This is a genomic window from Mycobacterium sp. IDUB_17 (assembly GCF_055419465.1).
In genome coordinates this window covers 73030-99186 of the sequence record NZ_JBVAXS010000004.1, presented here as the reverse complement: position 1 = coordinate 99186, position 26157 = coordinate 73030, and the positions used below count along the sequence as shown (strand labels likewise).

The following is a 26157-nucleotide window of genomic DNA, read 5'->3' as shown; positions in this document are numbered from 1 at the left end:
TCGGCTTGATGGGACAACTCGATGGAAACACGGCTAACTGATCGTGTGTTTCCGCTGATGCGGGGACAGCTGGACATATGGCTTGCGCAGGAAACGGATCGTCTCGCTGCGAGGTGGCAGCTGGGCTATCTCGTGCGACTCGAGGGCACGGTCGACCCCGGTTCGCTTGAGTGGGCGGTCCGTCAGGTGGTGCGCGAGGCCGAACCACTTAGAGCCGTCTTTTTCCAGGTGGATGGCCAGGTTTTCCAGAAGACGGTCGATTGCCCGGATGTTGAGCTTGCCTGCCATGACCTCAGAGGCGCGCAGGATCCCGTCCGGGAAGCCCATCGGCTGGCATCCTCGATTCAGCGCACGGTGATGGCGCTTACTGGCCCGCTGTTCAAATTTGCGTTGTTGCAGACGCGGGTAAATGAATTCTATTTTTTCGTGTGCTGCCATCACATAGTGGCAGACGGAATTGGCCTTGCTCTTGTTTGTCATCGGATCGGCGATGTCTACAGTGCGGTAGCTTCGGGCGCATCGATTCCCCCGGCTTATTTCGGGTCGCTGGGAGATCTGATTGCTTGCGAGTCGGAATACGAAGCGTCCGCCGACTATCTCGATGATCGGGCCTACTGGACCGAGAACCTGCCGCAGGAAAACGAAACACGGTATCGGTTGGCGCCCGCGGCCGCGGCCGCGGGCGAGCGTGATCCGTATGAGTCGTCTGTACCCGTTGAATTGGACCCTGTCGTCGTCGCCGGGATCCAGGCGTTCTCTGAGGCGTTGGGGGTGCGGCGCTCATCGGTGCTAACCGCGGCGTGCGCGCTGCTGGTGCTTGGGTGCGACGTCGAGAGTTCAGAGGTGGTGTTCGAATTTCCGGTAAGTAGGCGTGTGCGTCCGGAGGCGCAGACCGTGCCCGGAATGGTTACCGGGTTCGTCCCACTGGCGTTGAGAGCTTCGCCGGGGTCTGAGGTTTCCAGCTTTTGTGAACACGTCGATGCGCGACTGCGGGAAGCGCTGCAGCATCAGCGGTTCCCGGTGCGTGCCATCGAGAACAAGGCACATCTCCGCGGCTCCGCGCAGGCGCCAAATCGCGTAATTCTCAATTTCATTCCGACCACGCACCTGGCGAATATTGCCGGCGCGACGGCAACGGGGACCCTGACCCATACCAACCTCGTCGATCAGTTCGGACTGGACTTCTTTATTGACGATGATCGGCTGTTTCTCGGCGCGCAGCCGAGCGAGACGACGAGTGGGTCCGCGGGTGCTGGGCAATGGCTTTCGGATTGTGGTGCCCGCGATTTGGTGCAGCGGTTGGAGCGGGTGTTGGTGGGGTTGACTGCTGATCCGACTCGGTTGTTGTCGTCGGTGAATCTGCTTGGTGCCGATGAGCGTGCTCGCTTGGATGGGTGGGGTCATCGGGGGGTGTTGAGTAGGTCGGGGCTTGCGCCGGTGTCGGTTCCGGAGTTGTTCGCCGAACAGGTGGCTCGCTCACCGGAGGCGGTGGCGGTCAGTTTTGAGGGCCGCGACCTGACGTACCGAGAGGTGGATGAGGCCGCTAATCGGTTGGCACACTTGCTGGCTGCTCATGGTGTGGGCTGCGGTCGGTGTGTGGGGGTGTTGTTGCCACGGTCGGTTGAGGCGGTTGTGGCGATTTTGGCCGTGCTCAAGACGGGGGCGGCGTATTTGCCGATTGATCCGGGGCATCCGCGAGAGCGGATTGGGTTCATGCTCGGTGATGCTGCGCCGTTGGCTGTGGTGACTGCCACGGGTTTGCGTTCGCGGTTGGATGGGTTTGATGTGGTGGTCATCGATGTGGATGATCCACGCATTCAGAGCTTTTCGTGTGCGGCGATGCCGGCGCCGGCTCCTGACGATGTGGCGTATCTGATTTACACCTCGGGGACTACCGGTGTTGCGAAGGGGGTGGCGATCACCCACCGCAATGTGACCCAGTTGTTGGTGTCGTTGGATGTGGGGCTGCCGACGGCGGGCGTGTGGAGCCAGTGCCATTCGTATGCCTTCGATGTTTCGGTGTGGGAGATCTTCGGTGCGTTGTTGCGCGGCGGGCGGCTGGTGGTGGTGCCCGAGACGGTGGTGAGTTGCCCGGAGGATTTCGCTGAGGTGCTGGTTGCGGAGGGGGTCAGTGTTCTGACTCAGACTCCGTCTGCGGTGGCGGCGCTTTCGCCGGTGGGGTTGGGGTCGGTGGCGTTGGTGGTGGCTGGTGAGGCGTGTCCGGCTGAGGTGGTGGATCGGTGGGCTCCGGGGCGGGTGATGGTTAATGCCTATGGTCCGACTGAGACCACGATGTGTGTGGCGGTCAGTGCGCCTTTGGTGGCGGGGTCGGGGGTGCCGCCGATCGGGTCGCCGGTGGCGGGGGTGGCGTTGTTTGTGCTCGATGGGTGGTTGCGTCCGGTGCCGCGCGGTGTGGTGGGGGAGTTGTATGTGGCTGGTGCGGGGGTGGGGGTTGGGTATTGGTGTCGGGCTGGGTTGACGGGTTCGCGGTTTGTGGCGTGTCCGTTTGGGGTGTCGGGGGAAAGGATGTATCGCACTGGGGATTTGGTTTGTTGGGGTGCTGATGGGCAGTTGCGGTATCTGGGGCGTGCTGATGAGCAGGTCAAGATTCGTGGGTATCGGATTGAGTTGGGTGAGGTTCGGACGGCGCTGGCGGGGTTGGCTGGGGTTGAGCAGGCGGTGGTGATTGCTCGTGAGGATCGTCCGGGGGATCGGCGGTTGGTGGGTTATGTCACCGGGGTGGTAGATCCGGTCGAGATCCGCGCTGCGCTGGCCGAGCGGTTGCCGGAGTTCATGGTGCCGGTCGCGGTGGTGGTGTTGGACGCGTTGCCGTTGACGGTCAACGGCAAGTTGGATGTTCGGGCTCTGCCGGCACCTGAATATCGAAGTGGCGGTGGTGGTTACCGTGCTCCGGCTGGTCCGGTCGAGGAGATCTTGGCAGGTATCTATGCTGACGTGCTCGGGCTGGGTGTGGAGCGGGTCGGGGTCGATGACTCGTTCTTCGATTTGGGTGGGGATTCGTTGTTGGCGATGCGGGTGGTCGCCGCGGCCAACACCGCACTGAATGCTGACCTTTCGGTACCCACCGTGTTCGACACACCTACGGTTACCGGGCTGGCGCTGCGCATCGGCGCGGATTCGAGTCGGCCTGAGCCATTGGTGGCAGGTGAGCGGCCGGCGGTGGTGCCGTTGTCGTTTGCCCAGCAGCGGTTGTGGTTTATCGACCAGTTGCAGGGGCCCTCAGCGGTATACAACATACCGGCGGCGTTGCGGCTGGAGGGGCACCTGGATGCCGAGGCGCTGGGAGCGGCGCTGTCCGATGTGGTGGGCCGCCACGAGAGCCTGCGCACCTTGTTTGTGGCGCCCGAGGGCATCCCCCAGCAGTTGGTGGTGGCGCCCGAGCGGGCCGACTTCGGTTGGCAGATCATCGATGCCACTGGGTGGCCGGAGAGCCGGCTGGGTGGGGCCATCAACTCGGCGGCGTGCTATTTGTTCGATCTCGAGAATGAGATCCCTTTGCGTGCATGGCTTTTCCGAGTGGCTGACGATGAACACGTGCTGGTCGCGGTGGTGCACCATATCGGCGCGGATGGCTGGTCGATCACCGCGCTGGTGCGTGACCTAGGTGTCGCCTATGCCAGCCGGTGCGCGGGGCGGGCCCCGGGCTGGGCGCCCTTGCCGGTGCAGTACGTCGATTACACGCTGTGGCAGCGCGCCCAGTTCGGTGATCTGGAAGACAGCGGCAGCAGCATCGCTGCGCAGCTGGCGTACTGGGAGCAGGCCCTGGCCGGGATGCCTGAGCGGCTGCAGCTGCCCGCCGATCGGCCTTATCCGCCGGTGGCCGATTACCGCGGCGCCAGGGTGTCGGTCGATTGGCCGGCCGCGCTGCAGCAGCGCGTGCGCGAGGTGGCCCGCGAACACAATGCGACCAGCTTCATGGTGATACAGGCCGCCCTGGCGGTGCTGCTGGCGAGGCTCAGTGCCAGCCCCGAGGTGGCCGTCGGATTCGCGATCGCCGGCCGACGCGATCCCGCGCTGGATGAGCTGGTGGGGTTCTTCGTCAACACTCTGGTGCTGCGGGTCGATGTGGCCGGTGATCCCACCACCGCTGAACTGTTGGACCAGGTGCGCGCGCGCAGCCTGGCCGCCTACGAGCATCAAGATGTGCCTTTCGAGTTGCTCGTCGAGCGGCTCAGCCCCACCCGCAGCCTCGCCCATCACCCACTGGTTCAGGTGGTATTGGCCTGGCAGAACTTCCCCGGGCACACCAGCGACCCTGCCGCCGGGTTGGCCTTGGGCGATGTGCAGGTCACGCAGATGCCGGTGGACACCCAGTCGGCCCGCGTGGATCTGACATTCACGCTGGCCGAACGTCTCACCGATGCCGGTGAGCCCGCCGGGATTTATGGAGACGTGGAATTTCGCACCGACGTGTTCGACGCGGCCGGCATCCAGGCGCTGATCGAGCGGTTGGAGCGGGTGTTGGTGGCGATGACCGCCGACCCGGGCAGGCGGCTGTCGTCAATGGATCTCCTCGATGCCGGTGAGCACGCTCGTCTGGATGAGATCGGTAACCGGGCGGTGTTGACCCTGCCTGCGGGCACGCCGGTGTCGATTCCGGCGTTGTTCGCCGAGCACGTGGCCCGCACACCGGAGGCGGTGGCGTTGACCTTCGAAGGCCGCTCGATGACGTACCGCGAGCTGGACGAGGCCGCCGACCGCGTGGCGCACTTGTTGACCGCCCATGGTGTGGGCCCCGGCGAGTATGTGGGGCTGTTGTTGCCCCGCTCCGCCGAAGCGATCGTGGCGATCCTGGCGGTGCTCAAGACCGGGGCGGCCTACCTGCCGATCGACCCGGCCCACCCGGCGGCCCGCATCGAGTTCATGCTCGCCGACGCGGCACCGATGGCGATCGTCACCACCGCCGGGCTGCGCCCGCGGCTGACCGGGCACGACCTGACGGTCATCGACATCGAAGACCCCCGCATCGCCACCTACCCCTGCGTCGGATTGCCGGCACCGGACCCCGGCAACATCGCGTACCTCATCTACACCTCGGGCACCACCGGGGTCCCCAAAGGCGTGGCGATCACCCATCAAAACGTCACCGCACTGATGGGGTCTCCGTATGCGAATCTGCCGACGGCAGGAGCATGGACGCAGTGTCATTCCTATGGCTTTGACTTCTCGGTCCACGAGATATGGGGTGCACTTCTCAGTGGCGGGCGGCTGGTGGTGGTGCCCGAAGCGGTGGCCCGCTCGCCGGAGGACTTTCGCCGGGTAGTGGTTGCTGAACGCGTCAGCGTGCTTACCCAGACCACTTCGGCTCTGGCGGTTTCGTCGCCGCAGGGGTTGGAGTCGGTGACGACGTTGGTGTTCGGCGGTGAGGCCTGCCCGGCCGAGGTGGCGGATCGGTGGGCGCCCGGGCGGGCGATGATCAACCAATACGGTCCGACCGAGACCACAGTGTTTGCGGCGGTCAGTGCGCCCCTGGTGGCGGGGTCGGGGGCGGCGCCGGTCGGCTCGCCGGTGCCGGGGGCGGCGTTGTTTGTGCTCGATGAGTTGTTGCGCCCGGTGCCGGTGGGCGTGGTCGGGGAGTTGTACATCGCCGGTGCCGGTGTGGGAGTTGGGTATTGGCGTCGGGCCGGGTTGACCGGGTCGCGGTTTGTGGCGTGTCCGTTCGGGGCAGCGGGCGAAAGGATGTATCGCACCGGGGATTTGGTGTCGTGGGGTGCTGACGGGCAGCTGCAGTACTTGGGGCGTGCCGATGAGCAGGTCAAGATCCGCGGGTATCGCATCGAATGTGGTGAGGTGCAGGCGGTGTTGGCTGCACTCGACGGGGTCGAGCAGGCGGTGGTGATCGCCCGCGAGGACCGCCCCGGGGATAAGCGTCTGGTGGGCTACATCACCGGGACGGCCGACCCGGCTCAGACCCGCGCGGCGCTGGCCGAGCGGCTACCGGAGTTCATGGTGCCGGCCGCAGTGGTGGTCATCGACGCCATACCGTTGACGGTCAACGGAAAACTGGATAGCCGCGCCCTGCCGGAACCCGAATACCAAAGTGGCGGTGGTGGTTATCGCGCTCCGGCGAGTCCGGTCGAGGAGATCCTGGCCGGCATCTACGCCCGGATACTCGGGCTGGAGCGGGTCGGGGTCGATGACTCGTTCTTCGATCTGGGTGGGGATTCGCTGCTGGCGACGCGGGTGGTCGCCGCGATCAAGACCGTCCTGGATACCGGCCTCGCGGTGCGCACCTTGTTCGACACGCCCACGGTTGCCCGGTTGGCGCCTCGTCTCGGCGGGGATGGGGGTGGGCGTAAGCCGTTGGTGGCGGGTGAGCGGCCGGCGGTGGTTCCGTTGTCGCATGCTCAGAGCCGGCTGTGGTTCCTCAACCGGTTCGAGGGCGGGGCGGCGACCTACAACATGCCGACCGCGTATCGGATCAGCGGAGCGCTGAATATCGAGGCGCTGAGCGCGGCCCTCGATGATGTCATCGCCCGCCACGAATCGCTTCGCACCATATTTCCCGACATCGACGGTGTGCCGTTCCAGCAGGTGCTGCCGGCGCAAGCCGGGATGTGGCGGCGCGGGGGCGCCGCGGTGGTGTCGTTGCCGGAGTCGGGTGTGATCAGCGAGTTGACGGCGCTGGCGGGGTACCGGTTTGAGTTGGCGACCGAAATTCCGATTCGTGCGCAGATCTACTCGTTAGGGACCGAGCGGTATGTGGTGGGAATCGTGGTGCACCACATTGCTTTTGATGGGTGGTCACTGGCCCCGATGGTCAGGGATGTAGGCGTGGCGTACGCCAGCCGGTGTGCGGGCGCCGAACCCGATTGGGCGCCACTGCCGGTGCAGTATGTCGACTACACGCTGTGGCAACAGGAGTGGTTGGGAGCTGAGTCCGATCCGGACAGCGTGATCGCTGAGCAGTTGCGGTACTGGCAGCACGAGCTGGCCGAGCTGCCGGAGGTGGTGTCGCTGCCGACGGATCGGGCCCGCCCGCCGGTGCCCAGTTATCGCGGTGATGGGGTGGGGTTGTTCATCAACCCGCAGATGTGGGCGGGTATCAAGCGGTTGGCCGCGGCGCATAACGCGACCGCCTCGATGGTCCTGCAGTCCCTGGTGGCGGTGTTGTTGTACCTGGTCGGGGTGGGCGAGGACGTGGCGATGGGCACGCCGATCGCCGGACGAGTCGATGAGGCGCTCGACGATCTGGTTGGCTTCTTCGTGAACACGTGGGTGTTGCGGGTGGGTGTCAATGCTGCGCAGCGGTTCAGCGATGTGCTTGAGCAGGTGCGTCGGAAAGCGCTGGACGCCTACAGCAACCAGGATGTGTCGTTCGAGCTTCTCGTCGAGCAGCTCAACCCGACGCGCTCCACGTCGCACCATCCGCTGTTTCAGGTAGGCATGGCCTTCCAGAACAATGTGCTCCCCCAGGTGGCATTCGACGGGGTCAGCGTCGAACCGGTGACGGCGCCCGTCCTCACCGCAAAGTGGGATCTGGATTTCGATCTGAGAGAGGTGGCCACCGAGGACCCGGCCGCGCCGATGGTCACCGGGACGGTCTCGTATGCCACGGACTTGTTTGACCGGACCACCATCGAGCGATTGGTCGGCTGGTTTGGGCGGTTGGTCGAGGCGGTTGTCGCCGACGCGTCGGTGGTGGTCGGGGAAGTGGCGCTGCTGGACCGTGACGAGCGTGATCTGTTGCTGGATCAGTGGTCTGGTGTGGGTGTGGCAGCTCCGGTGGGGGTGGCTCCGCAGTTGCTGGAGGCGGCCGTAGCCGCCGATCCGGATGCAATGGCCGTGCTCGATGGTGCGCGGGCGCTGTCCTATCGCGAACTTGACGAGGCATCGAACCGATTGGCGCGGTTGCTGATTGAGATGGGGGTGGGTCCAGAGCGCACGGTCGGTGTAGCGATGGATCGGTGCGTCGAGCTGGTGGTGGCGTGGTGGGCTGTGGTCAAGGCCGGTGGGGTCTATGTACCGGTGGATCGGACCCATCCCGGTGAGCGGATCGCCACGGTGTTGGACACGGTGGCCGCGGTGTGTGTGCTGACCTGTGGCCCCGACATGGTGGCCGGCGCCGCGGGGCGTCCGGTGATTCGCATCGACGCTCTGGACCTGTCGGGGCGATGCGCAGAGGCGATCACCGATGCCGACCGGTTGGCGGCGCTGGGGGTGGATGACGCCGCCTATGTGATCTTCACGTCGGGGTCCACCGGTGTGCCCAAAGGGGTGGCGGTCAGCCACGCGGGTCTGCTGGGGATGGCCCAAGCGCAACGAGCGGTCTTCGGGCTGGGCGCGGATGCGCGGGTGCTGATGGTGGCCGCGCCGACCTTTGACGCATCGGTGTTCGAGTTGTTGTTGGCGGCGGGATCCGGGGCGGTGTCGGTGGTGGCCCCGCCGGACGCCTATGCCGGGGAGGCCTTGACCGCCCTGCTGCAGAGCCAGGGGGTCAGCGCAGCGGTGTTGACCCCGACGGTGCTGGCGTCGCTGGATTCGGCTCAGGTGGACGGGGTGGACACGCTGATCACCGCGGGCGAGGCCTGCCCGGCCGAGTTGGTGGCCTCCTGGGCGCCGGGTCGACAGATGTTCAACGCGTATGGGCCCACCGAGACAACCGTCTGGGCCACCTGCACTGCGCCGCAGCCGGTGGGCCGGTCGGTGAGCATCGGCGCCCCGATCCCAGGGGTGTGCGCGTTGGTGTTGGATGCTCGGCTGAACCCGGCACCGTTCGGAGTAGTGGGCGAGCTTTATCTGGCCGGACCCGCGTTGGCGCGCGGCTATGTCGGCCGGGCGGAGTTGACCGCCGACCGGTTTGTGGCCAATCCCTTTGGGGCTGCCGGGACACGCATGTACCGCACCGGCGACCTGGTGCGCTGGACCCCGGTTGGCACCCTGGACTACCTGGGCCGCGCCGACACGCAGATCAAACTGCGCGGACAGCGCATCGAACTGGGCGAAATCGAAAATACCCTGCTGGCCTGCCCGCAAGTCATACAAGCGGCCGCCACTGTGCACCACGGCATCACCGGCTCCCACCTCATCGCCTACGTCACGCTGGAGCACGCCAGCACCGCCGAGCAGGACGCCGAAATCGTCGACCGGTGGCACCACATGTACGACGAGCTGTACGGCGCCGAGGTCGCGGCACCCGCGTTCGGCATGGATTTTCGAGGCTGGAACAGCAGCTACACCGACGATCCGATTCCGCTCGAGGAGATGGCGGAGTGGCGGGCGGCCACGGTGGATCGCATCCTGGTCATGCAGCCGCGGCGCATGTTGGAGATCGGCGCGGGCTCCGGGCTGATGTTGTCCCAGATCGCCCCGTACTGCGAACATTATGTCGGCACCGACGTCTCGGCGGTGGCCATCGACGCCCTGGCCCGATCGCTGGAGCAGTTGCAGATCGGGTGGCGTGATCGGGTCCAACTGCTGACCCAGCCCGCCCACGTCACCGGTGCCTTGCCGCAGGGTTACTTCGACACCATCATCCTCAACTCGGTGATCCAGTACTTCCCCAACGCGGCCTATCTGGCCGAGGTCATCGACAACGCCATGGATCTGCTGGCTCCCGGCGGGAGACTGTTTCTCGGTGATGTGCGGAACCGCACCCTGCAGGGCGCGCTGCAAACCGGGGTCGCACTGGCCGGCGCCACCGCCACGTCCGATGCCGACGAAATCCGCCAACGTGTCCAGCGTGCGGTGCTCGGCGAAACCGAATTACTGCTGGCCCCAGAGTTTTTCACCACCTGGGCCGCCGACCGCCCGTCGGTTGCCGGACTCGGCATCGAAGTCAAACGCGGAGTGGCCGACAATGAACTCAACCGGTACCGCTACGACGTCACCATCCATAAGACCCCCGCGCCCGTACGCTCGCTGGCCGCGACAGAGTGCTGGGCGTGGACCGAGTGCGCAGGCCTGCGCGGGCTGCACGAACAGTTGACATCCCGACGCCCCGTTGCCGTTCGCGTCACCGAGATCCCCCGCGCCGGACTGCTCGGCGACGTCCACGTCGAACACGCCCTCGCCGACGGACTGTCCCTGGCCGACGCACTGGCTGAAGCCGGCGCCGCCGATGCCGTTGTCCCCGAAGAATTGCACCGCCTCGGCGAAGCTACTGGATACCAGGTCGCGGTCACCTGGGGCGCCCAACCCGGCACCCTGGATGCCGTCTTCATCATCCCCGTCGACCCCCACCGCCAGCGCACCCCAGCGCTGACCGACCTTTACATCCCACCCGACGGCGCCCGCCAACGCAGCACCCACGCCAACGACCCCCGCACCAACTCCAAACTCACCGCGGTGCGTCAGCGGTTGAGTGCGTGGTTGCCCGAATACATGGTGCCGACGCACATCGTGGTGCTCGACGAGTTCCCGTTGACCCCATCGGGCAAGCTCGACCGAAAGGCCTTGCCGGCACCGGTGTTTGCCGCCACGGCCTTCCGGGCGCCGCAGACCCCGACCGAAAAAATCATCGCCGGGGTGTTCGCCGAGGTGCTGGGGATGGACGCGGTCGGTGTTGACGACTCGTTCTTCGATCTGGGTGGGGATTCAATGTCGGCGATGCGCTTGATCGCCGCGGTCAACAACGCCCTGAGTGCCGATCTCTCGGTTCGCACAGTGTTCGAGGCGCCCACGGTTGCCCAGTTGGCGCCCCATGTCGGTGCGGATGCGGGGCGGCTGCCGCCGTTGGTGGCGGGTGAGCGGCCGGCGGTGGTGCCGTTGTCGTTTGCCCAGCAGCGGTTGTGGTTTATCGACCAGTTGCTCGGCCCTTCACCGCTTTACAACGTGGCGGTGGCGTTGCGGCTGGAGGGGCACCTGGATGCCGACGCACTCGGTGCCGCGCTGTCCGATGTGGTGGGCCGCCATGAAACCCTGCGCACCCAGTTGCCGGCGGTCGAGGGTATCCCCCGGCAGTTGGTGGTGGCGTCCGAGCGGGCCGACTTCGGGTGGCAGATCATCGATGCCAGCGGCTGGCCGGAGAGCCGGCTGGGTGAGGCCATCAACGCGGCGGTGCGCCACACATTCGATCTGGCAACCGAGATCCCGTTGCGGGCAGGGCTTTTCCGTGTTGGCGACGATGAACACGTGCTGGTGGCCGTGGTGCACGAGATCGCCGCGGATGGCTGGTCGATGACTCGGCTGGTACGTGACTTGGGTGTGGCCTATGCCAGCCGGTGCGCGGGGCAGGCCCCGGGCTGGGTGCCCTTGCCGGTGCAGTACGTCGATTACACGCTGTGGCAGCGCGCCCAGTTCGGTGATTTCGATGACAGTGAAAGCAACATCGCTGCGCAGCTGGCGTACTGGGAGCAGGCCCTGGCCGGGATGCCTGAGCGGCTGCAGCTGCCCACCGATCGCCCCTACCCGCCCGTGGCCGATCAGCGCGGCGCCAGGGTGTCGGTCGATTGGCCGGCGGAGCTACAGCAGCAGGTTGCTCGGGTGGCCCGCGAGCATAATGCGACCAGTTTCATGGTGGTACAAGCGGCGCTGCTGGCCCTGCTTTCGAGGCTCAGCGCCAGCAGCGATGTGGCGGTGGGGTTCGCGATCGCCGGGCGCCGCGACCCGGCACTGGATGAGCTGGTGGGGTTTTTCGTCAACACCTTGGTGCTGCGGGTCGATGTGACTGGTAATCCCACTGTGACAGAACTTTTGGACCAGGTGTGCGCGCGCAGCCTGGCCGCCTACGAGCATCAAGATGTGCCGTTCGAGGTACTCGTGGAACGGCTCAACCCAACCCGCAGCCGGGCCCATCACCCTCTGGTTCAGGTGATGCTGGGCTGGCAGAACTTCCCCGGACAAGTCAACGTCCCCGCAACCGGACTGCGTTTGGGTGATCTACAGGTCACGCCGCTGCTCGCGGATACCCAGGCCGCGAAAATGGATCTGGTGTTCTTCCTGAAAGAACGCTTCACCGATGCCGGTGAGCCCGCCGGGATTTATGGGGAAGTGGAATTTCGGACCGACGTGTTCGACGCGGCCGGCATCCAGGCGCTGATCGAGCGGTTGGAGCGGGTGTTGGTGGGGTTGACTGCTGATCCGGCTCGGTTGTTGTCGTCGGTCGATGTGTTGGTTGCCGGTGAGCGCGCCTGGTTGGGTGAGGTTGGTAATTGGGGCGTGTTGGGCGAGCCGGTGGGTGCTCTGGTGTCGGTTCCGGAGTTGTTCGCCGAACACGTGACGAACACCCCGGAGACGGTGGCGCTGGTACACGAGAGCCGCTCGCTGACGTACCGCGAGCTCGATGAGGCATCGAACCGGCTGGCGCACTTGCTGATTGGCCGTGGCGCGGGTCCCGGCCAACGGGTGGCATTGCTGTTGCCGCGCACGATCGAGGCGGTCGTGGCGATTTTGGCGGTGCTCAAAACGGGGGCGGCGTACCTGCCGATCGACCCCGCAATGCCGGAAACGCGGATCAGGTTCCTGCTCACCGATGCCGGGCCGATCGCCGCGATCACCACTGCGGGGCTGGCCGACCGGCTCGACGGGTGTGACCTGCCGGTCATCGATGCCGAAGACCCCGCCATCGAAACCTACCCGTGCACGGGCTTGCCGGTGCCCGCGGCCGATGACATTGCCCAGATCATCTACACCTCCGGCACTACCGGTGTCCCGAAAGGGGTGGTCGTCACCCACCACAACATCACCCAGCTGCTGTCGTCACTGGATGCCGGCCTGCCGCGCGCAGGTGTGTGGGCGCAGTGTCATTCCTTGGCCTTTGACGTCTCGGGCTGGGAGGTATTCGGTGCGCTTTTGCGCGGCGGGCGGCTGGTGGAGGTGCCTGAGTCGGTGGCCGGCTCACCGGACGACTTCCACGCCGTGCTGCTCAGTCAGCATGTCAACGTGTTGACTCAGACTCCGTCTGCGATTGCGGCACTCTCGCCGGAGGGGTTGGAATCGGCGGCATTGGTGATGGCAGGTGAGGCCTGTCCGGCCGAAGTGGTGGACCGCTGGGCGCCTGGGCGGATGGTGATCAACGCCTACGGCCCGACCGAGACCACGATGTGTGTGGCGATCAGCGCCCCGCTGACAGCGGGGTCGGGGGTGCCGCCGATCGGGTCGCCGGTGGTGGGGGCCGCGTTATTCGTGCTGGATGGGTGGTTGCGCCCGGTGCCGCGCGGCGTGGTGGGGGAGTTGTATGTGGCCGGCGCCGGGGTGGGGGTTGGGTATTGGCGTCGGGCCGGTTTGACCGGGTCGCGGTTTGTGGCGTGTCCGTTCGGGGTGTCGGGTGAAAGGATGTACCGCACAGGGGATCTGGTGTCGTGGGGCGCTGATGGGCAGTTGCGGTATCTGGGGCGCGCGGATGAGCAGGTCAAGATCCGCGGGTATCGCATCGAGTTGGGTGAAGTCCGGACAGCGCTGGCCGGGCTGGATGGGGTCGAGCAGGCGGCGGTGATTGCCCGTGAGGACCGTCCCGGGGATCGGCGGTTGGTGGGTTATGTCACCGGAACTGCTGACCCTGCCCGGCTACGCGGCGCGCTGGCCGAGCGGTTGCCGGAGTTCATGGTGCCGGCCGCCGTGGTGGTGTTGGACGCAATACCGTTGACGGTCAACGGCAAGTTGGATGTTCGGGCTTTGCCGGCACCTGAATATGTGGACGGCGGTGGTGGTTACCGTGCTCCGGCTGGCCCGGTCGAGGAGATTCTGGCTGGGATCTATGCCGATGTGTTGGGTGTGGAGCGGGTCGGGGTCGATGACTCATTCTTCGATTTGGGTGGGGATTCGTTGTTGGCGATGCGGGTGGTCGCCGCGGCCAACACCGCTTTGGATGCCCACCTTTCGGTACCCAACGTATTCGACACGCCATCCGTAAGAAGCTTGAGCCAGCAGGTGGAAAGGCAATCCAGCTCGTCGGATGTGGCTGCCGCCAACGGGCCCAGCTTCGAGTCCGTGCATGGCTGCGACAGCACCGAGGTGCACGCCCGCGATCTCACACTGGACAAGTTCATCGACGCCACGACGCTGACCGCGGCCCCGACGCTGCCACGCGCGAGCGCCAAGTTGCGGACGGTTCTGTTGACCGGGGCGACCGGTTTCCTCGGGCGTTACCTGGCCCTGGAATGGCTGGAGCGGATGGACCTGGTGGACGGCACACTGATCTGCCTGGTGCGCGCCAAGTCCAATGAGGATGCGCAGCAACGCTTGGAGAAGACCTTCGACAGCGGCGACCCGGGACTGTTGCGGCATTTCCAGGAGCTGGCCGCCGATCATCTGGAGGTCCTCGCCGGCGACAAGGCCGAAGTCAACCTAGGCTTGGACCAGCAGACCTGGCAGCGGCTGGCCGACACCGTCGACCTGATCGTCGACTCCGCGGCTCTCGTCAGCGGCGTCCTTCCTTATCGTGAGCTGTTCAGGCCCAACGTCGTGGGCACCGGCGAGCTGGTCCGCCTCGCGCTCACCACGAAGCTGAAGCCCTACACGTACGTGTCGACAGGCAACGTAGGCGACCAGGTCGAGCCGTCGGCGTTCACCGAGGACGCCGACATCCGGGTCGTCGGCTCCACTCGCACCATCGACGGCAGCTTCGTCAACGGCTACGGCACCAGCAAGTGGGCCGGCGAGGTGTTGTTGCGCGAGGCCAATGACCTGTGCGGGCTGCCGGTCGGAGTGTTTCGTTGCGACCTGATCCTGGCCGACACCACGTATGCGGGTCAGCTCAACGTGTCGGACCTGTTCACCCGAATGGTGCTGAGCCTGTTGGCAACTGGCATCGCGCCCGCCTCGTTCTACCAACTTGACGGCGACGGCAACCGGCAACGCGCGCACTTCGACGCGCTGCCTGTCGAATTCATCGCAGAAGCGATCACCACGCTGGGTGCCCGCGTGGCCGACGGGTTTGAGTGCTATCACGTGATGAACCCGCACGACGACGGCATCGGGCTCGACGAGTACGTCGACTGGGTGATCGAGGCCGGTTACCCGATCCAGCGCATTGGTCACTTCGGAGAGTGGTTGCCGCGGTTTGTGACCGCCCTGCGGGCCTTGCCGGATCGACAGCGCCGGCGCACCGTGCTGGAGATGTTGCCGTCGGGCGATGCCACGAATTTGCAGCCTGCAGAGCCGATGTGCGGGTCCTACGCGCCGACCGACCGGTTCCGTGCGGCGGTGCAGGAAGCGAAAATCGGCCCCGATCACGACATCCCGCACGTCTCGGCGCCGATCATCGTCAAATACGTCACCGACCTGCAACTGCTCGGCGTAGATCAATGGCGGTAGGCATCCACAAGCCCCCTCATTCCAAGTCGGAGAGGGCCTTTCGGGCAGCTTCGAGTTCGGCCTCGAGTGCGGCGACCTTGGCGGCCTGCTGGGAGCGTGCCTCCTCGATCACCTCGTCGATCGGAGTGGAGAGGTCCTCGTGCAATTCCTTGGCCGCACGCGAGACGGCAGCGGCCGCGACCGCGACGTTGCGAGCCAGGTAGGTGGTGCCCTGCTTGAGCTCGGCGTGCCATTCGCCGTCGGCGGTACCGGTGACGGTGAGAGTCAGCTCGATCGTCTTGGCTTTCTTGCTCACTGCCTTCTTGGCTGGAGCCTTCCTCGGCTTCTCGTCGGTAGGAGCTTCAGCGGCGGGCGTCGGTGTGCCATCGAGAGGAGTAACCAAGTCGTCGGGAGCGTCGGACTCGGTAGGTGAGGTTTCTGCTACCTGAGCGTCTACAGTCATCGTCACGCGAAACTCCTTCTGAACATCGCCCGCAGTAAGCGGGATGGGCGGCGTCCAGTATTAGAACACACGTTCGACGGTTTGGGTCAACCTGTGCGCGTGTCGGGCCACGAGGGTCACGGGTCGCATGGCGGCACCCGGTGAAATGTTCTGGTCCCCAAAGACATCGCGAAGCAGACGCCGCAGGTGGGCGATGCGGGGCATCCTTTCGGACGCCCCGCACCAATTGTCTAGCTGTTTATGACGAACACCTTGCGGATGGTTTCGTGAACCTTCCAGGTGGTGACCTCGCCGGCGTCGATGAAGACAAGGTCCCCGGCCGCGACGTCGATGCTGTCGCCGTTCTGGCCGCTTACCGTGGCCTTGCCGGCGAGGATGACGACGGTCTCCTGTCCGGGGAGATTCGCGTGAGTGCCCGGTTCGGCCTGCCAGACTCCGTGGAACTGTGTGTCCTCGTCATTGGCGTATAGCCGCTGCAAACGCACTGCGGCATCGCTGTCGGGGCGGGGCTTGTCCTCCAGGTCGATCGTCATCGGGTCGAACTTGCGGATGGTGGCCATATCCTTCTTTCGGTCGTGCTGAGTGGGTTTCTTTGGGGATACCGGCTATTCGCCGGTCAGATGGGCCAGGGCGGGGCGGACCTTGGTGCCCATCAGTTCGAAGCTGCGGCGGTACACGTCGGGCTCGTCGTAGTACTCGTGGCAGAAGGTGACCATGCTGCCGAAGCCTCCGACGTTCTGGTACAGCTCCTCGACCTTGCCGATAACCGTGTCCGGCGAACCGACGATGAGGAAGTTCTCTACCATCCACTCGATCGACAGGTCCTCGGGGGCGATCGTCCCGCCCGAGATCAGATCTCCGATGTGGAGCTTGTGAACGAACGTCGGGATGTTGTACTCGCCCCACAGCTTGCCCAGCGCACCGTTGTACACGCGGTCGAGGGCTTCGTCGTCCGTCTCGGCGACGAAGTAATCCCTGCAGATGCGCCAATCAGCGCGTGATGGCGTGCGTCCGGCCTCGGCGGCCGCTTTCGAGTAGGCGTCCCAGTGTTGAACGAGTACGGACTCGTGCACCTGCTGACTCATCGGGATCGCGCCCCGTCGCCCGGCCTCGGTCAGGGATGGCGAACTGGGTTGCATGCCGGTGATCATCAGCGGGATACCAGGCTGCTGGAGCGGTTTGAGATGGGGGCCGACGATATTGGGATCGAATGCCGGCATATCGACGGAGAAGAACTCACCTTCGATCTTGAACGGTCCGATCCGGGTCCAGATCGCTTCGATGATGTCGAGGGCCTCGACGAGCATCTTCGGATTGTTCTTGCCCGTGCCGAACAGTTGTGCATCGCTCGGGTAGGCACCTGGTGCGACACCGGCGATGTACCGGCCGCCGGTCATGTGATCCAGCCACATCATGCGATGCGCCAGGCCGACGGGATTGTGGTAGGGCAGCAGGTGGGCAGCCGCACCTAGCGTGATGTTGGACGTGAGCTGCGAAGCGGCGGCGATCATCTGGTCCGGTGCAGGGGACGGCTCGTCACCGAGCGTGTAGTGCTCGGCGAAGAACGCCTCGTCCAATCCGTACTCGTCGGCCCACTTGGTGATCTGCAGATCCCAGTCGATGACCTGGCGCGCAGTCCGCCGGCCTGACGAGTATCCCAGGGCATAAGGGATGTTGAAGACTCCGAATTTCATTGCACCAGTTTCCTTTCGATTCAGATGTGACAACAGGAGTTCAGGCGGGGGAAGCCCGACCGATGAAATACCAACGGCGCCATGGCGTGATGTTCGTGCGGTGACACGCTGGCGCCCAGGACCTTCGCCACCACGATCGTGTGGTCGCCGCCGTCGTAGTGGGTCTCGGCGCGGCAGTCGATCCAGGCACTGGCACCGTCGAGCCTAGGGCCGCCCTCAGTGGCATCGGACGTGTAGCCGATGCCCGCGAACTTGTCCGCGCCGCTCTGTGCGAACTGGCGGGCCAATCCGGACTGATGCTCGGCGAGCACGTTGACCAGGAAACGCCCACCAGTGGCAATTCGCGGCCAGCTCACCGATGTCTTCGCAACCGACAGGAGCACGAGTGGAGGATTCAGTGACAACGAGAGAAAGGACTGGATGGTCATCCCGATAGGTTCGGAATCACCTGTGGCCGTGATTATTACGACTCCAGTGGGGAAGTGTCCGAGTACTGACCGCATCGTGGATTCATCGACATGCGAATTCTCAGGGGTGCTCATGGAACGTCATCCTTGCGCCGGGTGCTCAACCATTCCGCTATATATGAACATTTGTTCAATGTTTCGATGAAGGTACTCGCAGACCCACCGGCCGTCAACCGTTTGGGTGCGGGAGTTTCCACTCGGCCATGTGGCGTCCTGGTGAACACGGAAACGGGTTGTTGAAAACTGCTGCAGTGAAGGTCATTTCAGCCCGGCTTGATGTGGCATCGGTTTGATGATCGGTCGACCAGTGGTCGGGGGTTGACAGCTCGAGGGTGGGGAGTGATCATGGATCCACCCAAGGTTGAACAAAAGTTCAAATTGGAAAGCCTGGTCCTCCTCGGCCGGCCCGTGCGGCATCCGGACATGCGGGTGGCGAGAGCGAACAACTGACAGGAATGGGGTAGCGAACGTGACTCTTGAGTTCGCCGGCAAGACGGTACTGATCTCGGGGAGTGCCCGAGGTCAAGGCGCCGCACACGCAATGCGTTTCGCCGAGGAGGGTGCCAACGTCGTCGTCTCCGACATTCGCGACGAGCTCGGGGAGGGCGTCGCCGAGCAGATCCGGCAGAAGGGTGGTCGGGCTGTCTATCAACACCTGGATGTCCGAGTCACGGATCAATGGGATCAGGCCGTCGCGCGCGCCGAGGAGGAATTCGGCGCCCTGGACATCCTGATCAACAACGCCGGAATCGTCAGCTGCGATGCGGTCGACGCGTGCAGCGATGACACCTGGGGCACCGTGCTCGATACGAACGCCGCCGGAGTGTTCAAAGGTATGCGCGCGGCAGTCCCGGCGCTGAAACGGGCCGGCGGCGGCGCGATCGTGAACACCGCATCGATGATGGGTGTCGTCGGATCGTGGGGCTACGCGGCCTACGTGTCCAGCAAGTTCGCCGTCGTCGGGTTGACGAAGTCGGCTGCACTGACCTATGCCGCCGACAACATCCGGGTGAACGCTGTCGCCCCGGGCTGCGTTGATACCCCCATGCTCGACGAGGAAAAGGCGATCATGGCATCGAACCCCTACTGGGACTTCGACGAATGGGTTGCCACACAGCCGATCTCAAAGATTGCCCAGCCCGAAGAGGTCAGCGAGCTGGTGCTGTTTCTGGCGTCGGACCGCACCCGCTACTGCACAGGCGGCGTGTATCCCATCGATGGCGGTTCCACCGCGGGCTGAACATCGCTGGTGCACCCGGCCGTCCTTCCGCGGCCGGCCCCACCACGCGCAACGTGTGCCCTCGGCCAGAAGGCACCCCGATGTCGACTCGACACTGAAAGAGGAGTTCCAAGAATGGGTTTACTGGACGGAAAAGTCGTCTTCATCACCGGTGGAGCCCGGGGGCAGGGACGTGCGCATGCCGTCGCCTCCGCACGTGAGGGTGCCGACGTGGCCCTGCTGGACCTCGCACACGATATCGACACCGTCGGTTATCCGCTGGGCACCGCAGATGATCTCGAGCAGACCGTGTCGCTCGTCGAGGAGTTTGGCCGGCGCGCTCTGCGTTTCACCGGTGATGTTCGGTCGCAGTCCGATCTCGACAGTGCGGTAGCGGCGACCATCAGCGAGTTCGGAAAGATCGACGCACTGATCGCCAACGCGGGTATCTGGGCTACGGGCCCGTTCTGGGAACTCTCAGACGAGCAGTGGTCGGACATGATCGGGGTCTGCCTGACCGGGGTGTGGCGATCCGCAAAAGCGGTGGCACCGCACATGATCGAGCGTCAATCGGGCTCGATCGTCATGACGTCCTCGGTGGACGGCCTGGAACCGGGCGGGATCTACGCCCACTACACCGCCGCCAAGCATGGTGTTATCGGATTGATGAAGAGCGTGGCGCTTGAATTGGCGCCCCATGGTCCGCGCTGCAACTCGGTCAATCCGGGAGCGGTGGATACCCCGATGCTCGACAATCAGCCCGGCTATGACCTGATCTCGGGTCATCCAGGCGGTACCCGGGAAGATCTCGTCGAGGGCGGTCACCGGTTCAATGTTCTGAGAGGCACTGACCTTCTCGACCCGATGGAGATCGCAAACACCGCGGTCTATCTGAACTCGGATCTGGCCGCCAAAGTTACCGGTACGACGGTGTTGGTAGATGCCGGGCACATGCTACTGACCGGCTATAACCACAGCCCGGTCCGCTGAGACGCGAGCGTAAATGAGCGGTTCCGCACTCAGCGCGAACTCGCCCCCGAGTGACTGCCGGTCCCTGGTCATGACGGTCCTGATGACACCCGATATGGCCAACTTCTCCGGAAATGTGCACGGAGGTGCCATATTGCGGATACTCGACCAGGTCGCCTACTCGTGTGCGAGTAGCTATGCCAAGAGCTATGTGGTGACGTTGTCTGTCGACCGGGTGCTGTTCCGCGATGCCATCCATGTCGGGGAACTCGTCACCTTCGCTGCGTCGGTGAACTACACGGGTCGGACATCGATGGAGATCGGCATCCGGGTCGACACAGCAGACATCCTCACCGGTGCGTCCAGACACACCAACAGCTGCTACTTCACCATGGTGGCCGTGGACCATGCCGGCGTGCCGGTGGACGTGCCGACCCTCGTTCCGCAAAACCCAGTTGAGACACAGCGATTCAACTCCGCGAGGTTGCGACGTAGGGCGCAACGCCGGCAGTTCGACAGCGCCCACGGGTGCGACCAGACAGGAGAAAGAAAGAATGAGTCAGACCGTTCGGGGTGTGATCTCCCGGAGTAAGAAGCAGCCCGTTGAGTTGGTCGACATTGTCATTCCCGATCCGGGTCCCGGCGAGGTGGTGGTCGACATCATCGCCTGCGGCGTGTGCCATACCGACCTGACCTACCGCGAGGGCGGGATCAACGACGAGTACCCGTTCCTGTTGGGCCATGAGGCCGCGGGCACCGTCGAATCGGTGGGTGAGGGCGTCACCCATGTCGAGCCGGGTGACTTCGTGATCTTGAACTGGCGTGCGGTGTGTGGGGAGTGCCGGGCCTGCAAGCGGGGCCGTCCGCAGCTGTGCTTCGACACCCACAACGCGGCTCAGAAGATGACGTTGACCGATGGCACCGAGCTGACCCCGGCGCTGGGCATCGGCGCGTTTGCCGACAAGACCTTGGTGCATGAAGGGCAGTGCACCAAGGTCGATTCGGCGGCGGATCCGGCGGTGGCCGGGCTGCTGGGTTGTGGCGTGATGGCCGGAATCGGTGCGGCGATCAACACCGGCGCGGTGACCCGCGATGACACGGTCGCGGTGATCGGCTGCGGTGGGGTGGGTGATGCGGCGATCGCCGGTGCCGCCCTGGTCGGGGCCAAGAAGATCATCGCGGTGGATCTTGATGAGCGGAAGCTTGTCCAGGCCCGTGAGTTTGGTGCCACCCATACCGTGAATGCGGCTCAGGTTGATGTGGTCACCGCGATCCGGGAGCTGACCGGTGGCTTCGGTGCTGATGTGGTGATCGATGCGGTGGGGCGGCCTGTGACGTGGGAGCAGGCGTTCTACGCCCGCGATCTGGCCGGCACGGTGGTGCTGGTCGGTGTCCCGACCCCGGACATGACACTGCAGATGCCGTTGGTGGACTTCTTTTCCCGCGGCGGCTCATTGAAGTCCTCCTGGTACGGCGACTGCCTGCCCGAGCGTGACTTCCCGACCTTGATCTCGCTGTATCTGCAGGGTCGGCTGCCGTTGGAGAAGTTCGTCTCCGAGCGCATCGAGCTGGACGCGATCGAGGACGCGTTCCACAAGATGCACGCTGGCGAGGTCCTGCGCTCTGTCGTGGTGTTGAAGAAATGAGCGGCCCCGCCCAGATCCAGCGGGTGGTCACCAGCGGCACGTTCGAGCTCGACGGTGGCAGCTGGGACGTCGACAACAACATCTGGATCGTCGGCGATGACTCCGATGTGGTGGTGTTCGACGCCGCCCACACCGCGGACCCGATCATCGAGGCCGTCGGCGGACGCAACGTCGTCGCGGTGGTCTGCACGCACGGCCATAACGACCACATCACCGTCGCCCCCGAACTGGGCAAGGCACTCGATGCGCCGGTGCTGCTGCACCCTGCCGACGAGATGCTGTGGCGAACAATCCATCCGGACGAGGATTTCCGTCCGATTGTCGATGGGGTCGGCGTGTTCGCCGGTGGTATCGAACTGCGGCCGTTGCACACTCCGGGGCACTCGCCGGGATCGGTCTGCTGGTCGATCCCCGACCTGAACGCGGTGATCTCCGGCGACACCCTATTTGCGGGCGGGCCGGGTGCCACCGGACGGTCCTACTCCGACTTCCCGACCATCCTGGATTCGATCTCCAAGCGGCTGGGCCTGCTGCCCGGTGAGACGGTGGTCTACACCGGCCACGGCGACACCACCACCATCGGCAACGAGATCGTGCACTACGACGACTGGGTGGCCCGCGGCCACTGATAGGTATGCCGAGGGCGTGAATTCGCCCGCACCCGGAGAGGTCACCAACGCACATCGGGGCGACCTCTCCGGGTTGTGTCATCGCTACGGCCAACGGCCGCATTGCAAGACTGGTTCACGATCACCGATTGACGGTGCCCGGGCCGGCCAACGCAGCCATTCTGCGCTCTGGCCGGTCCGATTTTGGTTTGTCGACTATCTGGTCGCAATCTCTAAAACCGCAAGGCGGCAAGGTATTTCGCCGAAACAGCCGCTCGGCTGCGCTGTGTGCGGTATTGCGCGAACATCTAGCACGGATGACGCAATCAGGCATTGACGTAGATCACACATGCGCTTATATTTTCCATCGGTTGAACTTTTGTTCAAAGTAGGCCGCGGCGAGACATGTCTCAGAAGGAGACCGTATCGAGATGACCACCACCCAAGACCCGACGGAGAGTGCGGGAGTGACGCCGCAGCAGCTCGTCGGTCGCCTGACCACGACCAAGTTGATCCTCACCGTGCTTGCCATGTCGGCTCCGCTGGGAGCGGTCGCCGGGATTGTGCCGCTGGTGATTTCGGAAGGCAATGGCATCGGTGCGCCGATGACCTACGCGGTCATGGGCCTCATCTTGCTGATGTTCGCCGTCGGTTTCACCACGATGGCACGCAATTTCCCTCGCACGGGCGCGTTCTACGCCTACATCACCGGCGGCCTGGGTAAGCCGATCGGCTTGCCGGCCGCTTTCCTCGCTCAGCTCGGTTATCTTGCTCTGCTGGTGGGCACGTACGCTTTCTTCGGCGACTCGGCCAAGGTATTGATGGTCTCGCTCTTCGGGGAAGCCTTTGTGCCGTGGTGGATCTGGGCGATCGCGCTATGGGCCGCGGTGTCGGCACTGGGGCACTTCAACGTCGAACTGTCCGGCCGCATCCTGAGTGTTCTGATGGTTCTTGAGGTCGTCATCGTCTTGATCTTCAACGTCAGCTTGACCGCCACGGGGGGACCTCACGGACTGCAGTTCGAGTCGTTCACTCCCTCGGCGTTCACCTCTGGTTCGGTCGGGGTAGCCATTCTCTTTGCGAGTGCCACGTTCCTCGGTTTCGAGGGAACCGCGATCTACCGGACCGAAGTCAGGGATCCCGCACGGACGGTGCCACGTGCTACGTACCTGGCGATCATCCTGATTGGCCTCTTCTACGTGTTCTCGTCGTGGGCGCTGGTCACCTTCTACGGCGTCGACGGTGCGGTGGATGCCGCGAGAGCGGACTCGACCGGAATATTCGCCGCTGGGCTGCGTTTCTATGCCGGCGACGTGGTCGCGGAGATCATGACTTGCATGGTGGTGACAAGTCTCTTCGCTGCCACTTTGTCCGCTCATAATCCATTGGCGCGCTACACGTTTGCACTTGCACGCGATGGTGTGTTGCCGCCGGCGTTGGGTCGCGTGCATCCGAGGCACGGGTCCCCGGCAATCGCCTCCGCAACGGTGTCGACCGTCGCGCTCGCGCTTACCCTCCCGTTCGTCTTCCTGGACGTGAATGCCGTGACGTTCTATTCGTGGATGTTCGGTATCGGCACGTACGCCATCCTGACTCTGATGGCGCTGACCTGTCTTGCCGTGCTGGTGTACTTCCGCCGCGTGCCGCATCAGGAGCGTCCGTGGAATACCCTGATCGCGCCTGGCCTGGGCCTGGCCGGTCTGATCACGATGCTGGCGATCAGCAGCTACTACTTCCCGTTGCTCGTCGGTGGCAACTTCGCCATCGGACTGGGGCTGCAGCTGTTCATTCTCGGACTCGCAGTATTCGGATTCGTTCTCGCTCTGGTGTGGCGCCGGACGCGCCCCGACGTCTACAGCAGGATCGGTGGCGAGGCAGCGACACCCGAAGGCGTCGATGTTTAACCCAGCGGTGCCGTCAGCCGGCCTTGGCCACTTTCCTGGAGGCGTTCTTGCGCTTGCCGGCTTTCGGCTTCTCCTGGCTCAGGATCAATCGGAACAGCGGTTCGGCGTCGCTCGCGGACTTCACCGAGCCGCCCATGACCAACTGGACACCGATACCTTCCCAGGCCGCTTCAAGACGTTGGGCTGTTTCGCTGCTGTAGAGGCGCGCGAGTTCCGAGCGGGTGGAAGCCGACCAGTTCTCGACCAACTTGTGATACGCGGGATCGCGAACGGAGTGGGCGTAGATCTCGAAGAGCAGGATTCGGTCCTTCTCGTCGCCGTACATGACGGAGAGCAGGTGGAGCACTGCGGCTACCAGCGTGTCCTCATCGACAGCAGTTCGGAACGGCGGCATGAAGCGGTCGCTCTGCGTTTGCACCCAGGCCGCAAACGCCTCGAACATCAGTTCATCGATGTTCTCGTAGTGATAGCTGGCCGAGCCGAGGGCAACAGATGCCGCGGCGGCGACGCGGCGGTGGGTGACTCCCTTGACGCCGTACTCGCTGGCCACGTCGAGAGCCGCTTGCCGCAAAGCGGCCCGTGTCGGTTCGGACCGGATGTTGTCTCGGGGCACCTGAGCTCTGCCTTTCCGCACCGTTCTTTCAACGTATGTTCATGGCTCAGAGTAACAGGGCGCCGGGGCGTACCTGTGCACGACAGGTGCGGTGAAGTGGTTCATACGAACACATCTCGGTCCTGTCGGACCAGGTCGACGACGCCGATCCGGCTTTCGCGGCCAGTCTCGCCGAAAATGCCGCAACGCATGGCTTTCCTCAACCAAATCAACAGTGGTGGGAGATGATGGTGAGACAGGACAGCGCACCGATTGTGCGCGAGCAAGCAGCCCAATCCAGTTCCGGCGCAAGGGCGCAAACTTCCAGTCGGCAATCGCGGAAGGTTCCCACGGCGGCCGCAGCTCCTGGTGATGTCGATACTCTCTCGGAATTCGATTGGGATTTGATCACTTTCGTGGTCCGGTGGGCTCGGTACGGTGGGCCTGACCCTGAAGAGGTGCTCCCGAACTTCGGGATGAGCTGCGCTCGCCTGCGTGAACGCCTCGGGCAGATCGTGGAGTACACGGATCGCCATCCCAACCGGGTGACCACCGCACAACGGGAACTCGTTGGGCGTGCGGAGCGCTGGTTGTCGACGGTTGACGCCGGTCGGCCCAACGGCACGCGGCCCGGTGGCGCTGACCTCCTCGAGTTGCTCGGCCGGCCGACGTTGAGGCGAGGGGTCTGGCGGTGGCGGTGAGCAGCGCATCTCAGGGCCTCGACGAGTTCGCACCCGCGCGTGTCGCTCAACTGCCACAGGGCTTCGAGGCAACGGTGGCCGATTATGCGCAGGGGGACCCGGTCATCATCGGCTACGGTGCCGAATGTTTGATGGCTCTTGCCGGGGCCCAGGCGACGCCCCACGGGACGGCCGAATTGGTCCGCTACGGAGCCGGGGTGATCTTCGTTGCGATGCACAGTCAACGGCTAGACGCCCTGCGCATCCCGCCTATGCCGGCCGATCATGGCTCTCGGTGCCCAAACAGCTACGTTGCCGTGGATGCGTCGAGCGGAATCAGCACCGGCATCTCGGCATTCGATCGGGCCACGACCATCAGGAGGCTCAGTGACCCCGACAGCACACCGGATGCTTTTCGACGCCCCGGCCATGTTCTACCGGTGGCGGCCGACCTGGTCGTAGGAGCGGTTGCCACGGCTCCGCAGATCGCGCTGATGTTGGCGTCTCTCGCCGGCATCGAGCCCGCGGTCGTAGCTTTCACTGCCCTGCCTTCGGTGGAACTTCCTTGGGAGAACGCCACTTCGGTTGAAGGTCGGCGTATCGCCAAGCGATTGGGCCGCAGTTTCATCGACAGGCTGACGATCGCGGCCGCCTTCTACGGTTGTCGGTAGTCGGCGCGGGTCTTATCCCGTCGTTCCGGCCGAGGCCGGAGTGCGTTGC

14 protein-coding genes are annotated in these 26157 nt (G+C 64.6%); 9 read left to right on the top strand and 5 right to left on the bottom strand.

Features of this window, described 5'->3' with window-relative positions; translation table 11 throughout:
* Nucleotides 1-21 precede the first annotated feature (21 nt).
* Entirely contained in the window at nt 22-15216 is a 15195-nt protein-coding gene (locus ACZYZ7_RS17975) for an amino acid adenylation domain-containing protein (protein ID WP_463741457.1), read from the top strand.
* Nucleotides 15217-15232: 16 nt separating this feature from the next.
* On the opposite strand, the gene ACZYZ7_RS17970 is transcribed toward ACZYZ7_RS17975, so the two are convergent.
* From ACZYZ7_RS17970 to ACZYZ7_RS17955, 4 genes are all read right to left on the bottom strand, one after another.
* Nucleotides 15233-15658: a DUF6319 family protein gene (locus tag ACZYZ7_RS17970; RefSeq protein ID WP_450072909.1), complete on the bottom strand. Its 426-nt coding sequence runs from the start codon at nt 15656-15658 to the stop codon at nt 15233-15235.
* 230 nt (nt 15659-15888) lie between these two features.
* Nucleotides 15889-16218: a cupin domain-containing protein gene (locus tag ACZYZ7_RS17965; RefSeq protein WP_463741456.1), complete on the bottom strand. Its 330-nt coding sequence runs from the start codon at nt 16216-16218 to the stop codon at nt 15889-15891.
* Nucleotides 16219-16263: 45 nt separating this feature from the next.
* A complete protein-coding gene (locus ACZYZ7_RS17960) occupies nt 16264-17352 on the bottom strand; it encodes an LLM class flavin-dependent oxidoreductase (RefSeq protein WP_463741455.1) in 1089 nt (362 codons plus the stop codon).
* A gap of 20 nt (nt 17353-17372) precedes the next feature.
* Nucleotides 17373-17855 carry a flavin reductase family protein gene (locus ACZYZ7_RS17955; RefSeq protein ID WP_463741703.1) on the bottom strand — a complete coding sequence of 161 codons (483 nt, stop codon included), beginning with the start codon at nt 17853-17855 and terminating at the stop codon, nt 17373-17375.
* 433 nt (nt 17856-18288) lie between these two features.
* Between ACZYZ7_RS17955 and ACZYZ7_RS17950 the strand changes: the two genes are divergently transcribed.
* The 6 genes from ACZYZ7_RS17950 (at nt 18289) to ACZYZ7_RS17925 (ending at nt 24165) form a co-directional block, all read left to right on the top strand.
* Nucleotides 18289-19059 carry an SDR family NAD(P)-dependent oxidoreductase gene (locus ACZYZ7_RS17950; protein WP_463741454.1) on the top strand — a complete coding sequence of 257 codons (771 nt, stop codon included), beginning with the start codon at nt 18289-18291 and terminating at the stop codon, nt 19057-19059.
* A 114-nt stretch (nt 19060-19173) separates the two neighbouring features.
* On the top strand, nt 19174-20028 hold the full coding sequence (locus ACZYZ7_RS17945) for a mycofactocin-coupled SDR family oxidoreductase (protein WP_135451340.1): 855 nt from the start codon (nt 19174-19176) through the stop codon (nt 20026-20028).
* Between the two features lie 13 nt (nt 20029-20041).
* The gene (locus ACZYZ7_RS17940; protein WP_135451341.1) at nt 20042-20599 is read left to right on the top strand and encodes an acyl-CoA thioesterase; all 558 of its coding nucleotides are present in this window, start codon (nt 20042-20044) and stop codon (nt 20597-20599) included.
* Complete coding sequence (locus ACZYZ7_RS17935) at nt 20562-21653, top strand: S-(hydroxymethyl)mycothiol dehydrogenase (RefSeq protein ID WP_463741453.1); 1092 nt, start codon at nt 20562-20564, stop codon at nt 21651-21653. The genes ACZYZ7_RS17940 and ACZYZ7_RS17935 overlap by 38 nt, the downstream gene beginning before the upstream one ends.
* Nucleotides 21650-22282, top strand: coding sequence for an MBL fold metallo-hydrolase (locus ACZYZ7_RS17930; protein ID WP_463741452.1), 633 nt, complete (start codon nt 21650-21652; stop codon nt 22280-22282). Before ACZYZ7_RS17935 ends, ACZYZ7_RS17930 begins: the two co-directional genes overlap by 4 nt.
* A 488-nt stretch (nt 22283-22770) precedes the next feature.
* On the top strand, nt 22771-24165 hold the full coding sequence (locus ACZYZ7_RS17925) for an APC family permease (RefSeq protein ID WP_167857777.1): 1395 nt from the start codon (nt 22771-22773) through the stop codon (nt 24163-24165).
* Nucleotides 24166-24178: 13 nt separating this feature from the next.
* Here ACZYZ7_RS17925 and ACZYZ7_RS17920 read toward each other — a convergent pair whose 3' ends face one another.
* Nucleotides 24179-24715, bottom strand: coding sequence for a TetR/AcrR family transcriptional regulator (locus ACZYZ7_RS17920; protein ID WP_167857778.1), 537 nt, complete (start codon nt 24713-24715; stop codon nt 24179-24181).
* A gap of 500 nt (nt 24716-25215) precedes the next feature.
* Between ACZYZ7_RS17920 and ACZYZ7_RS17915 the strand changes: the two genes are divergently transcribed.
* Complete coding sequence (locus ACZYZ7_RS17915; RefSeq protein WP_135453425.1) at nt 25216-25458, top strand: hypothetical protein; 243 nt, start codon at nt 25216-25218, stop codon at nt 25456-25458.
* A complete protein-coding gene (locus ACZYZ7_RS17910; protein WP_463741451.1) occupies nt 25455-26108 on the top strand; it encodes a 3,4-dihydroxy-2-butanone-4-phosphate synthase in 654 nt (217 codons plus the stop codon). The genes ACZYZ7_RS17915 and ACZYZ7_RS17910 overlap by 4 nt, the downstream gene beginning before the upstream one ends.
* Nucleotides 26109-26157: the final 49 nt, after the last annotated feature.

Bases quoted from the DNA above. Each gene is read 5' to 3' on its own strand.
- ACZYZ7_RS17975 (WP_463741457.1), top strand. From the start codon at position 22: ATGGAAACACGGCTAACTGATCGTGTGTTTCCGCTGATGCGGGGACAG.
- ACZYZ7_RS17970 (WP_450072909.1), bottom strand. From the start codon at position 15,658: ATGACTGTAGACGCTCAGGTAGCAGAAACCTCACCTACCGAGTCCGAC.
- ACZYZ7_RS17965 (WP_463741456.1), bottom strand. From the start codon at position 16,218: ATGGCCACCATCCGCAAGTTCGACCCGATGACGATCGACCTGGAGGAC.
- ACZYZ7_RS17960 (WP_463741455.1), bottom strand. From the start codon at position 17,352: ATGAAATTCGGAGTCTTCAACATCCCTTATGCCCTGGGATACTCGTCA.
- ACZYZ7_RS17955 (WP_463741703.1), bottom strand. From the start codon at position 17,855: ATGCGGTCAGTACTCGGACACTTCCCCACTGGAGTCGTAATAATCACG.
- ACZYZ7_RS17945 (WP_135451340.1), top strand. From the start codon at position 19,174: ATGGGTTTACTGGACGGAAAAGTCGTCTTCATCACCGGTGGAGCCCGG.
- ACZYZ7_RS17940 (WP_135451341.1), top strand. From the start codon at position 20,042: ATGAGCGGTTCCGCACTCAGCGCGAACTCGCCCCCGAGTGACTGCCGG.
- ACZYZ7_RS17935 (WP_463741453.1), top strand. From the start codon at position 20,562: ATGAGTCAGACCGTTCGGGGTGTGATCTCCCGGAGTAAGAAGCAGCCC.
- ACZYZ7_RS17930 (WP_463741452.1), top strand. From the start codon at position 21,650: ATGAGCGGCCCCGCCCAGATCCAGCGGGTGGTCACCAGCGGCACGTTC.